Origin of the sequence: Streptomyces winkii (assembly GCF_032248595.1) — a bacterium.
GTDB lineage: Bacteria > Actinomycetota > Actinomycetes > Streptomycetales > Streptomycetaceae > Streptomyces > Streptomyces winkii.
Window position 1 is genome coordinate 59,679 of sequence record NZ_JASTTH010000004.1, and the last position, 13,057, is coordinate 72,735.

13 protein-coding genes are annotated in these 13,057 nt (G+C 68.8%); 11 read left to right on the top strand and 2 right to left on the bottom strand.

The window, feature by feature from the left end:
- Nucleotides 1–16: 16 nt before the first annotated feature.
- On the top strand, nucleotides 17–964 hold the full coding sequence (locus QQM67_RS12400) for a hypothetical protein (protein ID WP_314173820.1): 948 nt from the start codon (nucleotides 17–19) through the stop codon (nucleotides 962–964).
- A gap of 8 nt (nucleotides 965–972) precedes the next feature.
- Here QQM67_RS12400 and QQM67_RS12405 read toward each other — a convergent pair whose 3' ends face one another.
- Nucleotides 973–1,719 (bottom strand): IclR family transcriptional regulator, encoded by a 747-nt coding sequence (locus tag QQM67_RS12405; protein ID WP_314173821.1) that lies wholly within the window; start codon nucleotides 1,717–1,719, stop codon nucleotides 973–975.
- A gap of 150 nt (nucleotides 1,720–1,869) precedes the next feature.
- Between QQM67_RS12405 and QQM67_RS12410 the strand changes: the two genes are divergently transcribed.
- The 10 genes from QQM67_RS12410 to QQM67_RS12455 are packed head-to-tail and all read left to right on the top strand — an operon-like array spanning nucleotide 1,870 to nucleotide 11,346.
- Nucleotides 1,870–3,438, top strand: a complete 1,569-nt coding sequence (locus tag QQM67_RS12410) for an acetolactate synthase large subunit (RefSeq protein ID WP_314173822.1) — start codon at nucleotides 1,870–1,872, stop codon at nucleotides 3,436–3,438.
- Between the two features lie 11 nt (nucleotides 3,439–3,449).
- On the top strand, nucleotides 3,450–4,964 hold the full coding sequence (locus QQM67_RS12415) for an aldehyde dehydrogenase family protein (RefSeq protein WP_314173823.1): 1,515 nt from the start codon (nucleotides 3,450–3,452) through the stop codon (nucleotides 4,962–4,964).
- A 40-nt stretch (nucleotides 4,965–5,004) separates the two neighbouring features.
- On the top strand, nucleotides 5,005–5,799 hold the full coding sequence (locus QQM67_RS12420) for an SDR family NAD(P)-dependent oxidoreductase (RefSeq protein ID WP_314173824.1): 795 nt from the start codon (nucleotides 5,005–5,007) through the stop codon (nucleotides 5,797–5,799).
- Between the two features lie 35 nt (nucleotides 5,800–5,834).
- Nucleotides 5,835–6,857, top strand: a complete 1,023-nt coding sequence (locus QQM67_RS12425; protein WP_314173825.1) for a WD40/YVTN/BNR-like repeat-containing protein — start codon at nucleotides 5,835–5,837, stop codon at nucleotides 6,855–6,857.
- Nucleotides 6,857–7,420 (top strand): VOC family protein, encoded by a 564-nt coding sequence (locus QQM67_RS12430; protein ID WP_314173826.1) that lies wholly within the window; start codon nucleotides 6,857–6,859, stop codon nucleotides 7,418–7,420. The genes QQM67_RS12425 and QQM67_RS12430 overlap by 1 nt, the downstream gene beginning before the upstream one ends.
- A gap of 28 nt (nucleotides 7,421–7,448) precedes the next feature.
- Nucleotides 7,449–8,051, top strand: a complete 603-nt coding sequence (locus QQM67_RS12435) for an amino acid synthesis family protein (protein ID WP_314173827.1) — start codon at nucleotides 7,449–7,451, stop codon at nucleotides 8,049–8,051.
- Between the two features lies 1 nt (nucleotide 8,052).
- A complete protein-coding gene (locus QQM67_RS12440; protein WP_314173828.1) occupies nucleotides 8,053–8,901 on the top strand; it encodes an alpha/beta fold hydrolase in 849 nt (282 codons plus the stop codon).
- Nucleotides 8,898–10,589, top strand: coding sequence for a bifunctional 3-(3-hydroxy-phenyl)propionate/3-hydroxycinnamic acid hydroxylase (locus QQM67_RS12445; RefSeq protein WP_314173829.1), 1,692 nt, complete (start codon nucleotides 8,898–8,900; stop codon nucleotides 10,587–10,589). Before QQM67_RS12440 ends, QQM67_RS12445 begins: the two co-directional genes overlap by 4 nt.
- The gene (locus QQM67_RS12450) at nucleotides 10,586–10,891 is read left to right on the top strand and encodes an NIPSNAP family protein (protein WP_314173830.1); all 306 of its coding nucleotides are present in this window, start codon (nucleotides 10,586–10,588) and stop codon (nucleotides 10,889–10,891) included. The genes QQM67_RS12445 and QQM67_RS12450 overlap by 4 nt, the downstream gene beginning before the upstream one ends.
- A 23-nt stretch (nucleotides 10,892–10,914) precedes the next feature.
- Entirely contained in the window at nucleotides 10,915–11,346 is a 432-nt protein-coding gene (locus QQM67_RS12455; protein ID WP_314173831.1) for a carboxymuconolactone decarboxylase family protein, read from the top strand.
- 60 nt (nucleotides 11,347–11,406) lie between these two features.
- Here the strand turns inward: QQM67_RS12455 and QQM67_RS12460 are convergent, their stop codons facing one another.
- Nucleotides 11,407–12,774, bottom strand: coding sequence for an MFS transporter (locus QQM67_RS12460; protein ID WP_314173832.1), 1,368 nt, complete (start codon nucleotides 12,772–12,774; stop codon nucleotides 11,407–11,409).
- Between the last annotated feature and the right edge of the window lie 283 nt (nucleotides 12,775–13,057).

The following is a 13,057-nucleotide window of genomic DNA, read 5'->3' on the forward strand; positions in this document are numbered from 1 at the left end:
CGTACTCTCCCGCACCATGGTTCTCTTCTCCGGCCGTCGCAAGCCGCGTCTTGCTCCCGCACTCGATGACGCGGAGCTGGGCCGCTTTGTGAAGTCCCTGTCGGAAGTGCCCAGGGCGGGCATGATCGGCATGGCGGACCTCCATATGGCGCGCATGGCCGACCTGTTGAAGCAGGCCGGGACGGACTGGGACCGTCGTACGTACCGGCTGTCGGTGCTGGCGGAGGCTACGGCCGCCTCCGGTGTGCCGTCCGCGTGGGCCGCCCGCGAGCCGGACAATCCCGACGCGCTGCTCCTCAGCGCCTGGGCGCTTCTGACTCGGGGGCGACGGTCCGGCGGCCTGAGCGACGCGGTCAGCCTGGTCAAGTCCTGTTATCACGCGGCCGAGTTGAGCACCGAGGACCCGACTCCCTGGGTGATCGTCCTCGGCGTGGCACGACTGCAGCGCTACGAGCGCGGCAGCCTGCTCGCGGTCTGGCACGAGGCGCAGGCCCGCGACCCCTGGAACCGCGAGGCGCATCTGCAGCTGCTCGGCTACCTCTCACCCGAGGAAGGGGGATCGCGCGTCGATGTCCTCGACTTCGTCGACTTCGTGCTCGCCCGCGCCCCTGCCGACGCTCCGACGGCCGCGCTGGAGCTGACGGCGGCCGCGCTCAACTACCAGAGCGTCGTGGCCCGGGGCGGTGTCGAAGCCCTCATGGCCCGCGACCTCTGGAAGCACCCCCAAGTGGCCAAGGCCCTCGACCAGGCCGCCGCAACCTGGCCCCAGCCGGGCTTTCTGCACCATGCCGCAGCTCAGGCGGACCTCAATCTCCTGGCCTACGCCCTCTGCGCGGCCGAACGCAGGAGCGAGGCAGCCGCCGTGTTCACCACGCTGGACGGAACGGTCACCGACTGGCCGTGGAACGTGGACGGCCGCGATCCGGTCGCTGTCTTCTCGCGCGAGCAGTCACGAACCGTCTGACAGCGGCATCACTTCGCTCCGAGACAAAATGCGCGGGTCGCCTCCGCCACCACCAGGACGTCGTGTGTAGCCGCCTCGACGCGGTCCCGGCGGTGAGAGATGAACGTGACGCAGGCATCCAGCACGTCGCCGTCCCGGGCCAGCGGTGCGGCGACGGCGTGCGCCCCCGGCTCCACCTGCCCGTGGCTGACGGCCCAACCTCGGCGCCTGACCTCCCGTACCGCTGCGGAGTCCTCAGCGGTGGCGGGTCGCCCAGCCAGGATGGCATCGGGCGCCGCTCCCCGGTCCAGAGGCTGGCGGCTGCCCTTGCGGTAGGCGAGGTGGTAATCGCCCTGTGCCGGCACGGCCGTCGCCACTGCGACGACGTTGTCCCGCTCAGCCACGAAGACCACGGCCGTCCCCCCGTGGTCGTCCGCCAGCCCCTGCAGATGGGGCTGGACGAATTCCACGAGCGTGGGCTGTGACATGTTCGCGAGACTGTGCAGTTCGCGCCCGGGACGGTAGTACCCCGTGGCGTCCTTGGCGACGAAGCCCTCCGCCGTGAGCGTGTTGACGAGGCGATGGACCACGGTTCGGTGCAGCCCGGTCTGGATCGCGATCTCGGTCGCCGTCAGCCCCTGCGGACGCTGCGCCACCGCACGCAGGACCGCCAGGCCGCGGATGAGTGTCTGCGCGGCCGGCTGACTGGGACGTTTCACGGCTTCAGCCGCCTCCGAATCGCCCTCGACCGTTGCGTTCTGTGCACTCCTGCTCATGCCGCGAGTCTAGCCGCAGCAGTAATCGGCGATGTGGCCCCTTGACGTGACGGGCTCCGCACATCCAAGCTGAGTGCACTATTCGCATTAGAGAGTGCGCTAAGTGCACGCAGCGAAGATTCCGGGCGATCCACGAGAGGAGTCCCGCCCATGACAGAGCGTGTTGCCGGAGTGACCGGGGCACGGGCGCTGGTCGAGACGGCCGCCGCCGCAGGTGTCGAGGTCTGCTTCGCCAACCCCGGCACCACGGAGATGCCGCTGGTGACGGCATTGGACGAGGTCTCCGCCCTGCGTCCCGTCCTCGGACTGTTCGAGGGAGTGTGCACGGGAGCCGCGGACGGATACGCACGGCTCGCGGGCAAGCCCGCCATGACCCTGCTGCACCTGGGTCCGGGCTTCGCCAATGGAATCGCCAACCTCCACAACGCGCGCCGGGCCAACTCGCCCGTCCTCAACGTCGTCGGGGATCACTCCAGTTGGCACCTTCCCTACGACGCGCCGCTGGCCAGCGACATCGTGTCGCTGGCCACTCCGGTGTCCGGCTGGGTCGGGACCGTCGACTCCGCTGCGCGGACAAGCCAGGTCACCGTCGAGGCCCTGGCCGCCGCAATGACCCCACCCTGCTGCGGTGCCACCCTGATCGTCCCGGCCGACTTCCAGCAGGCGACGGTCACCGAACCGCTCGCAGCCGTACCACCGCCGCAGACGCCGGCGCCGTTCGCGACGGGGCGCGTCGAGCGGACCGCCAAGCGGCTGCGCGACGGTTCCCGCTCCGTGCTGCTGCTCGGCGCGGAGACCCTCACCGCACGCGGGCAGCGTGCGGCCCAACGGATATCCGAGGCAACCGGCGCGAAGCTGTACAGCGAAACCTTCCCCGCCACAGCCGAACGCGGCGGAGGCCTGCCTGACCTGGACCGGCTGCCGTACTTCCCCGAGGCGGCCGTCAAGGCCCTGGCCGATGCGGAGTCCGTGGTGCTGGCCGGCGCGAAGGAGCCGGTCGCGTACTTCGGTTACGCCGGCGTGCCGAGCCTGCTCGCCGAGCCAGGCTCCGTACAGATACTCGCCGAACCGGGAGAGGACGGCGTAGGGGCGCTGGAGGAACTGGCGGAGGCTCTCGGCGCTACGAACGCTTCGACCCGCCGCCGCGAGCCGGACATCCAGGACGGTCTTCCCGACGGCCCGCTCGCTCCCGCCTCGATCGGCCGGATCGTGTCCGCCCTGCTGCCCGAGAACGCGGTCGTCTCCGTGGAGGGAGGCACCTGCGGCTACCCCTTCTTCACCGCTTCCGCGTACGCCGCCCGGCACACCACGCTGACCAACACCGGCGGAGCGATCGGTCAGGGCCTGCCCGCCGCGCTGGGCGCGGCGGTCGCCGCCCCAGAACGCCAGGTGATCGCCCTGCAGTCGGACGGCAGTGCCCAGTACACGATCCAGGCGCTGTGGACGATGGCCCGCGAACAGGCCGACGTCGTCACGCTCATCGCCTCCAACCGCCGTTACGGCATCCTGCGCACCGAGTTGAACCGCCACGGCGGGAGCGCCGGCGGACCTGCCTCCGCCTCTCTGACCAGCCTGGACGATCCCCCCTTGAACTGGCCTGCGCTGGCCGCGGGTTACGGCGTACCGGGCCAGCGGGCGGAGACCGGCGACGAACTGGCCCGCGCTCTGCGCCAGGCGCTTGCAGCCGGCGGCCCGCAGCTCATCGAGATGGTCCTGTGAAAGGAACCCGCGTGCCTCCCACCGTCATCGCCTCCGCCGAGGAGAAGGTACGGGACTTCCTCTCATCGCCCCGCCCGATGCTCATCGGCGGCAACTGGGTTCCGGCGTCCTCCGGGCGTGTTTTCGACACCGTCGACCCTGCCACCGGCGGAGTCCTCACACAGGTTCCCGACGGCGACGAACACGACATCGACCGCGCCGTCTCCGCCGCCCGCCGCGCCTTCGCGGATCCGCAATGGCGGCGCGTGAGCCCCCTGGACCGCGGACAGCTGCTGCACCGCATCGCCGACATCATCGAGGCCAACGCCGACGAACTCGCGCTGCTGGAGTCCCGCGACAACGGCAAACCCGTCTCCGTCGCCCGCGCCGTCGACGTCGGTACCAGCGTCAAGCTCTTCCGCTACTTCGCCGGGTGGCCCAGCAAGTTCGAGGGCAGCACCGTCCCGGTCTCGCCGCGCGGCGGCCTGCGCGTGCTGAACTACACCACCCACGAGCCGGTCGGGGTCGTCGGCCTGATCGTGCCGTGGAACTTCCCGATGTCGATGGCCTGCTGGAAACTGGCGCCCGCGCTGGCCACAGGCTGCACCGTCGTCCTGAAACCCGCCGAAGAAACCCCGCTGTCCACGCTGCGGCTGGCCGAGCTTCTCGTCGAGGCCGGAGTGCCCGACGGTGTGATCAATGTGGTCACCGGGCGCGGCGCTACCGCAGGAGCAGCGCTCGCCGCCCACGACGACGTGGACAAGATCGCCTTTACCGGTTCCACCGAGACCGGCCGCGCCGTCGTCGGCGCCGCCGCGGGCAATCTCAAGAAGGTCTCCCTCGAACTCGGCGGCAAGTCACCGAACATCGTGCTGCCCGACGCCGACCCGGAGGCGGTCGCAAAGGCCGCAGCCGAGGCGATCTTCTTCAACCAGGGGCAGGTGTGCACGGCGGGCTCCCGGCTGTACGTCCATGATGCGCTCTATGCCGACGTGGTCGACGCGGTCGCCGCACGGGCCGAGAAGATCGTCGTGGGGCCGGGCACCGACCCGGCCAGCGAAATGGGCCCGCTCGTCTCCGCCCGGCACCACGACCGGGTCAGCTCCTTCATCGAAGCCGGACGGCGGCAGGGCGCGCGCCTCGCGGCCGGGGGCGCCCGCCCCGACCTGAACGACCGGTACGCGAACGGCTACTTCCTCCGGCCGACGGTCTTCGCGGAAGCCGACCACGGTATGCGGATCGTGCGCGAGGAGATCTTCGGGCCGGTGCTCGCCGCGATGCGCTGGAGCGACGTCGACGACCTCGTCGCCAAGGCCAACGACTCGCCCTTCGGACTCTCGGCGGGGATCTGGACCTCCGACCTCGGCCACGCCCATCGGATCGCCGACGAACTCCAGGCCGGCACGGTCTGGATCAACTGCTTCAACCTCACCGACCCGGCCTCCCCCTTCGGGGGGTTCAAGCAGTCCGGCTGGGGGCGCGAGATGGGCCGCAAGGTGCTCGATCTCTACACAGAGGTCAAGAGCGTCTGGGTCAACCTCGGCTGACATGGCGTCACTCAAGGACATCGTTCATCGGGAGCATCGTATGGATCTCGCACTGGCGGGCCGAGTGGCCCTCGCCACCGGCGGCAGCCTGGGCATCGGCAAGGCGGTCGCCCGCGAACTCGCCCGCGAGGGCGTCAACGTGGTGATCACCGCACGCCGGAAGCCGGCCCTGGAACGGACCGCGAAGGAGATCGAGGCAGAGACCGGCAGTCGCGTGGTCACCCTCGTCTCGGACACCACCGACACCGAGTCCGTACGGCACATGGTGCGCTCGGCGGCCGAGGAGCTCGGCCGCATCGACATCCTCGTCAACGGCGCCGCCGCCCCTTCCGGGCTGGTACGCAACTCCGTCGGGGAGGCCGACCCCGAACTGCTGTTGGCCGACATCAACACCAAGGTCGTCGGCTACTTCCGCTGCGCCCAGGCTGTCGCCCCGCACATGGAGGCGAACGGCTACGGCCGGATCCTCAACATCGGCGGACTGACCGGGCGTTCCAGTCACGCACTCTCCGGGCTGCGCAACCTTGCCGTCGTCCACATGACCAAGACCCTCTCCGACCAACTGGGGCCCTCGGGGATCACCGTCAACACCGTGCACCCCGGAGTCGTGGAGACGGAGCACATCCACGACTTGTACGAGAAGGAAGCCACCAAGCGCGGCAGCACAGCGGCCCAGGTCGAAGCCGACTTCGTCGCCAGAACCCCGATCCGCCGGGTCCTGGAGGCCAACGAGATCGCCGAGGCAATCGCCTTCCTCGCCTCGCCCAGGGCGGCCGCGATCACCGGGGAATCGCTGGGCATCGACGGCGGCCTGACGCGCGGCATCTTCCTCTGAGCCGTCAGACGCAACAACCGACAGGAGTCATATCCATGGAAGGAACCATCCTCGTCGCCACCGCCGGCCAGGGGGTCCTGCGCAGCTGCGACGACGGCGGAACCTGGCACCGCCTCGGACTCGGGCAGGACATCGAGTTCGACGCCGTGGTCCGCTGCCTCGCCGTCCACCCCGAGCAGCCGAACGTCGTCTACGCGGGTGCCGACGCGGGCCTCGCCCGCAGTGACGACGCCGGCGCGACCTGGCGCCGCGTCGACTCGCCGTTCAACGACCGGACCGTCTGGTCCCTGGCAGTCGACCCGACCGACCCCGACTTCATCATCGTCGGCACCGGCGCACCCTCCCGGGCCGCGGTGTACCGCACCACCGACGCCGGCACGAGCTGGGACCGACTCCCCCCGGAGATACCCGAGTTCTGCGCGGGCGTCAGCAAGCCCCGGATCCTTACAACCGCCGTCGACCGGTACGACCCCAAGAACCTCTGGTTCGGCATCGAGGAAGGCGGGCTGTGGCGCAGCGGCGACCGCGGCGACACCTGGACACGCATCGACGGCACTCCCGCGAGCCTCCCTCAGGGCGTCACGAACTCCGACATCCACTGCGTCCTGGTCCTCGAAGGTCCGCCCAAAACCATCGTGGTGGCGGTCGTCAACGCGTTGTTCGTCAGCCAGGACGACGGCAGGACCTGGAACCGCACCGACACCCGCAAGGAGTGGGGCATCTACTACACCCGCCTGGTCAAGCAGATCCCCGGCACCAACGAACTCCTGCTGGGCATCGGCGATGCCACGCCCGGCACCCTGACGAAGATCTTCCGCTCCACCGACCTTGCTCAGACCTGGCAGGAGTCACACCTCGACGAGCCGGCCAACTCCACTGTGTGGGCCTTCGGCGTCCACCCCGCAGACCCGCAACTCGCCTTCGCCGGCACCAAGTACGGCCACCTCTTCCGCTCCGTCGACGCGGGCCGCACCTGGGCCAAGGAGTGGCGGGAGTTCAGCGAGATCACAGATGTGGCGTGGACACCCGCCCTCGCCCCGACCCCGGAAGGACACTGATGAGCAGCAAGCCGCACAACCCTCATGACATCGGCATCGATCCCGACGAGCGCACCCTGGACCAGCACGAGCCGCCGACACCGCTCATCGACGAAGGGACGCGCACCGTCCGGCCACGGGTGGTCCGCACCCACCTCTCGCTGTTCGTCCGCGATCCGGAGGCCTCGGCCACCTGGTACCAGGACGTGCTGGACATGGAGGTCACCGCGCGCGGGCCGCAGTGGGTGTTCCTGTCCTTCGGCAAGAAGCACCACGACATCGCCCTGATCCGCGCCGAGGAAGCTGCGACCACCGGCGGCATCGGCCTCCAGCACTACGGCCTGGAGGTCGCCGGCGACCTCGACAACTGGCGGCGGCTCTACGGGATGCTCCTCACCAAGGGGGTGCACGTCGTCAAGACCACCGACCACAAGGTGGGCTTCGGCCTGTACTTCACGGACCCGGACGGCAACCGCCTGGAGTTCTTCCACGAGACCGTCACCGACGACGAAGAGGGCAAGCGCATTCTCGGCCTCTACGGAGCCCCAAGCGAGCCCTTCGAGATCGAGCCGCTCTACGGCTGACACCCCTCTTTCTCAACAGGAGCACGCCATGCCCGAAGCCAACTTCGCCGGTTACCACGTCCGCAAGTGGTTCATACAGACCGAGGACACCCTCGCCAACGAGACCGGAGCGCTCGCTGACGGCGAGCCGGTCCGCAAGATCGTCGTCGCCGCCGCAGTCCACAATCCCTACGCCGGCCGGTTCAGCGAGAACCTCGACCTGATCGTCGCCGACTCCCCCAAGCTCGGGGAGCAGTTCGGCCGGCGCATCGCCGAAGCCGCCGCGGGCCGTCCGGTCGAAAGTTACGGCAAGGCCTGCCTCGTCGGTGCCAACGGCGAGTACGAACACGGCAACGCCTTCCTCACCGCCGTCTTCGCCGACCCGGTGCGCGACGCGGTCGGCGGTGGCGCCTCCTGGGTGCCCTCGACCGGCAAGCGCGGCGCACCCGGCACCACCATCGACATCCCGCTGGCGCACAAGGACGCGCTCTACGTCCGCTCGCACTACGACACGATCACGGCGACCTTCACCGACACCCCGAACCCCGACGAGGTCGTCGTCATCTTCGCCTTCGCCACACGCGGCCGGCTACACGCGAGGCTCGGCGGTATCCGGGCCGACGAGGTCCAGGGGCAGGACGGGCTGCGCTGAGATGTACGACCGCTTCACCACTCTGAACGGTCTGCGCGCCCACTACGTCGAATGGGGCGAGCCGAACCGGCCTGCCATCCTCATGCTGCACGGCCTGCGCAGTTACGCCCGCACCTTCGAACCGCTCGCCGTCCGGCTCTCGGACCGCTACCGCATCGTCGCCGTGGACGCGCGGGGCCGGGGCGACAGCCAATGGGACCCCAGGGGCGAGTACTACACGCCCGCCTACGTCGCCGATCTCGAACAGTTCGCCGATCACCTCGGCCTCGACCGCTTCGTCCTGTTGGGCCACTCCATGGGCGGTGCCACCGCATACGTCTACGCCGCCCGTCACCCCGAGCGTGTCACCGCGGCCGTCATCGAGGACATCGGTCCCGGTTCGTCGCTCAGCGGGGCCGGAGCCGAGCGCATCAAACGCGAAGTCGCCGGGACGCCCGCCGAGTTCCCTTCGCTGGATGCCGCCCGCGCGTACTGGCGCCGTATCCGCCCCGGAATCACCGCCGACGCTCTGGAATCCCGGATGAGGCATACGCTGCGGCGGGGCACCTGCGGACGCTGGTTCTGGAAGTTCGACCTCGCCGGTATAGCGGCGGCCCGCCTCGACACCGACCCTGCCCGCCAGTTCGACCTCTGGCCCAGCGTGGAGGCGCTGCGCTGCCCGACGTTGGTCGTCCGCGGTGGTGCCTCCGACTTCCTTCCCGCCGCGACGGCAGCGGAGATGACCGTACGCAACCCGCTCGTGCACACCGTGGAGATCCCCGGCGCCGGCCACTACGTCCACGACGACGCGCCAGACGCCTTTCACCACCAGCTCGAACAGTTCCTGACCAGCCTGGAGGCCGCTCCATGAGCGCACCCACAGAGTTCCGCACGCAGGTGGCGGTCGTCGGCGCCGGACCGGTCGGAGCCACCGTCGCCAACTACCTCGGTCTGTACGGCGTGGAGACGCTGCTCGTCGACCGCACCACGGACATCGTCGACTACCCGCGCGCGGTGGGCATGGACGACGAGTGCCTGCGCAGCTTTCAAGGCATAGGCCTCGCCGACGAGATGCTTGCCGACATGCTGCAGAACATCCCGCTGAAGATGTTCGGCGCGGACGGCCGCTGCTTCGCAGACATCCGCCCGGCCACGAAGGAGTTCGGCTGGCCGAGGCGCAACATCTTCATGCAACAGCTCGCCGAACGCACACTGCGCAAGGGTCTGGAGCGCTACCCGCATATACGGCCGCTGTACAGCCACGAACTCATCCGCGTGGAACAGGACGGCACCGAGGTGCGTCTGCACCTCAGCGGCCCTGACGGCGAAGGTGTCCTCGTCCGCGCTGCTTACGTGGTCGCGGCGGACGGCGGCCGCAGCACGATCCGTACCCAGCTGAACATCCCGCTGGCCGGCGAAACGAGCCCCCGTAAGTGGGTGGTGATCGAATGCGACAACGACCCGCTCGACGCCCCGTACACCGGCCTGCACTGCGATCCGAGAAGGCCGTACGTATGCCTGGACCTCCCGTACAACTACCGCCGCTGGGAGTTCATGCTCTTCCCCGGCGAGGACGCCGAGGCGATGCTGCGGCCCGAGACGGTCCGGGAACTGCTCACGGGGCACGTACCGGATCCGGCGGCCCTCAACGTCATCCGAGCTCGCGTCTACACTCATCACTCCCGGGTCGCGAGCCGTTTCGTCGAGGGGCGGATCTGCCTCGTCGGTGACGCCGCCCACCTGATGCCCCCGTGGGCCGGCCAGGGCATGAACACCGGCATCCGCGACGCCACCAACGTGGCCTGGAAACTGGCCGCGGTGGTCAGCGGCCGGGCTCACCCACGCATCCTTTCGACTTATGACACCGAACGCCGCGCGCACGCCAAGGCGATGGTGGACCTCTCGGACACCCTCGGCAAGATCCTCTCCCCGACCAGCCCCTGGGTCGCCCGCCCCCGCGACATCCTCTTCCGCGGCCTCCGCCTGGCCCCGGCGGTACGCGACTGGCTCCTGGACATGCGGTTCAAGCCGATGCCCCGCTACTCCGAGCGCGGCATCGTGCTGCACCGAGAGCAAGAGGCCGGGAAGAACTGCGCCGTGGGCCGGATGCTCATACAGCCGAAGGTCGAAACCTCCGCAGGTCTGGCCGTCCATCTCGACGACACGCTCGGAACCTGGTTCACCCTCATCGGATACGGCACCGACCCGCTGATCCACCTCGACGACGAGTCCCGTGCCTTCTGGGACCGCATCGGCACCCGCTATGTCGCCGTTGCCGAATCCCGCTCGGGCCGCTCGCAGGGCGAACGCCCCACCTCCGCCACCGACTCGGTCGTGGTGGAGGACCTCGACGGCTCCCTGCGCGACTGGTTCGCGACCCAGCCCGGCACCATCGCCGTGATCCGCCCCGACCGCTACGTCGCCGCGGTGACCGAACCCCTCGAACTCGCCTCGTTGAGCGGCGAGTTCGAGCGTCTGCTCTCCCCGAGCCGGAACTCGAAGGCCGAGGACCTGCCCTCGTCGCGGTCGTCTCTCGAACCTCTGGGAGGTGCGTCGTGATCGTGGAAGAGCGCGAGTACCTGGTCAGGCCAGGTGCTGTGGCGGAGTACGCCCGGCTGTGGGTCGACTTGGGCCGGGAGCCCCAGACCCGCATCCTCGGGGATCTGCTCGGCTTCTACACCACGGAGATCGGCGAGTTGAACACCCTGGTCTACCTCTGGGGTTACGACAGCCACGAAGACCGTGCAAAGCGGCGTGCGGAGCTGGCGGCCGATCCCGACTTCGCCGCCTTCCGCAAACGGGTCGGAGGTCTGCTGATTCGCCAGACCAACCGCATTCTCACGCCGGCCACTCCGCTCTGAGACCCGCAAGGAGAACAAGAACGATGCCCACGAACCCCTCGGCGCGGCAGAGCCCACAGGACTACGTCGACGCTATGGCCCGCGATCGCGGATACGTCCTCGACTACCACAAGGTCATGGCCGAGCATGACTTCGACGTACTGCAAGCCACGAACCAACTCGTGCACGCCGCCTACCTCGCACCGCGCAGTCTGCCTCCTGCCACGAAGGAACTGCTCTTCATTCTGAGCCTGACCGTGATGCGCGCTGCCAAGGGCCACATCCAGAGCCACATCAAAGTGGCCCTCGACCTCGGCCTCACCCCTCAGGAGATCCTTGAAGCCATCGAGATCGCCCTGCCCGAAGCGGGCATCGTGGCATTCCAGACAGGCCTGGACGCCTGGCGGGAAGCGGTCGGCGCGAGCGGCATCGAACCCACGGCGGAGGTTCTTCAGGGCGGTTCCGGAACGGACTGAAAGGCGGTTCCGGAACGGACTGATCAACCCCAAGGGAGCGGACGCCGCCACCGATGCACCCTAGGACGGGGTCTTCGGTACGGCCGCGGAGTCCACGGGGATGTCGGCCAGATCGAGGTCTTTGGTCTCGCCGGCCGAGAGCATGGCTACCGCTGCCAGTGCAAGCATCGCCAGGACGAAAACCATGACCGGGGCAATGGAACCAGTTGCAGCGAGCAGGGCAACGCCCAGCAGCGGGGCGGCCGAACCACCGACCACCGTGGCGAGTTGATAGCCGAGTGACGCCCCGCTGAAGCGGACGTGCGTGGGGAAGAGTTCAGCAAAGAAGGCAGCGGTGCCGCCGGCGATGATGCCGTCGGCGATCAGACCCACGGTCATCAACGCCGTGACGGCAACCGAGCCACCTCCGGAAGCCCAGGTGAACCCCACGGGAACCCACGCGGCAGCCAGTGCCACACCGGTCAGTGTCGTGATGCGCCGTCCGATGATGTCGGAGAGCCGCCCGGCGACGATGATCGTGAGGAACCAGAACACCGAGCCGATGGTCAGCGCGTTGAGCACTTGAGCCTTCGGGACACCGACGGTCTCCACGAGGTAGGTGAGCCCGAAGATGGCGAACGTGTAGTAGGTGGTCTTCTCGCCGATACCGGCGAAGAACGCGATGAGCACAGGCTTGCGGTGGTGCCGCAGCACCAGGGCGACCGGGCTGCGAACCTGTGCCTCCTGGTGCCGGGGCCCGTGGTGCTCGGCGGCTTGGTGGTATAGGGGGGACTCCTCGATGCTGCGGCGCAGGAAGAAACCCACGGCGATGAGCAGTGCGGACAGGGCGAAGGGGATGCGCCAGCCCCAAGCGGTGAACGCCTCCTCGGACATCAGCGCGGCCATGACCCATAGCACCGCCGTGGAGATCAGATTGCCGAGCGGTCCCCCCGCCTGAGCCCAACTCGTCCAGAAGCCGCGGCGTTTGTGGTCTCCGTGCTCGGCGATGAGCAGCACGGCGCCGCCCCACTCACCGCCCAGCGCAAGCCCCTGGGTCAGCCGCAGCAGCACCAGCAAGAGCGGTGCCGCGACGCCGATAGCGGCGTAGGAGGGCACCGCTGCGATGAGTACTGTCGAGCCGCCCATCATCAGCAGGCTGATAACGAGCATCCGCTTGCGGCCGAGGCGGTCGCCGAAGTGTCCGAACAGCACGCCGCCGAGCGGACGAGCCACGAAGCCGACCGCGTACGTCGCGAGCGCCAGCAGCGCGCCGATCAGTGCGCTGTTCTCCGGGAAGAACACGGTGTTGAAGACCGTCGCCGCCGCCGAGCCGTACAGGAAGAAGTCGTAGAACTCGATGGCCGTGCCGGCTGTCGCGGCAGCGACCACCTTGCGCAAGCCACGAGGAGTGGCGGTCTTCGACTCCCCCGAGTGGGAAGAATGGATCATGACTCTCCCGTGCGTCTAGCGCACTTGTGAGTTCGTATGGTGCACTCATGTTGGGAGATGCATGGCCAGCCGTCAAGACTGGTGCGCTCACAGAAGGCGCCACCACTCCCACTGGGAGGATCGACCGCAGAGTGAACGCGTAAGCGTAAATGCACGCAGTGCAATCAACCGGGCGGATATCGGTCAACCGGGAGGACGCGGCCCAGCCAACGAAGCAGCAGAAAGTCACCGATGCGCCTCTGCGTAAGCCGGCTCGCCTGCACGGCCCCCTTCTGCTCGTCCG

Coding starts and splice junctions, on each gene's coding strand:
- QQM67_RS12405 (WP_314173821.1), bottom strand. CDS start 1,719: ATGAGCAGGAGTGCACAGAACGCAACGGTCGAGGGCGATTCGGAGGCG.
- QQM67_RS12445 (WP_314173829.1), top strand. CDS start 8,898: ATGAGCGCACCCACAGAGTTCCGCACGCAGGTGGCGGTCGTCGGCGCC.
- QQM67_RS12435 (WP_314173827.1), top strand. CDS start 7,449: ATGCCCGAAGCCAACTTCGCCGGTTACCACGTCCGCAAGTGGTTCATA.
- QQM67_RS12425 (WP_314173825.1), top strand. CDS start 5,835: ATGGAAGGAACCATCCTCGTCGCCACCGCCGGCCAGGGGGTCCTGCGC.
- QQM67_RS12400 (WP_314173820.1), top strand. CDS start 17: ATGGTTCTCTTCTCCGGCCGTCGCAAGCCGCGTCTTGCTCCCGCACTC.
- QQM67_RS12420 (WP_314173824.1), top strand. CDS start 5,005: ATGGATCTCGCACTGGCGGGCCGAGTGGCCCTCGCCACCGGCGGCAGC.
- QQM67_RS12410 (WP_314173822.1), top strand. CDS start 1,870: ATGACAGAGCGTGTTGCCGGAGTGACCGGGGCACGGGCGCTGGTCGAG.
- QQM67_RS12430 (WP_314173826.1), top strand. CDS start 6,857: ATGAGCAGCAAGCCGCACAACCCTCATGACATCGGCATCGATCCCGAC.
- QQM67_RS12440 (WP_314173828.1), top strand. CDS start 8,053: ATGTACGACCGCTTCACCACTCTGAACGGTCTGCGCGCCCACTACGTC.
- QQM67_RS12455 (WP_314173831.1), top strand. CDS start 10,915: ATGCCCACGAACCCCTCGGCGCGGCAGAGCCCACAGGACTACGTCGAC.
- QQM67_RS12460 (WP_314173832.1), bottom strand. CDS start 12,774: ATGATCCATTCTTCCCACTCGGGGGAGTCGAAGACCGCCACTCCTCGT.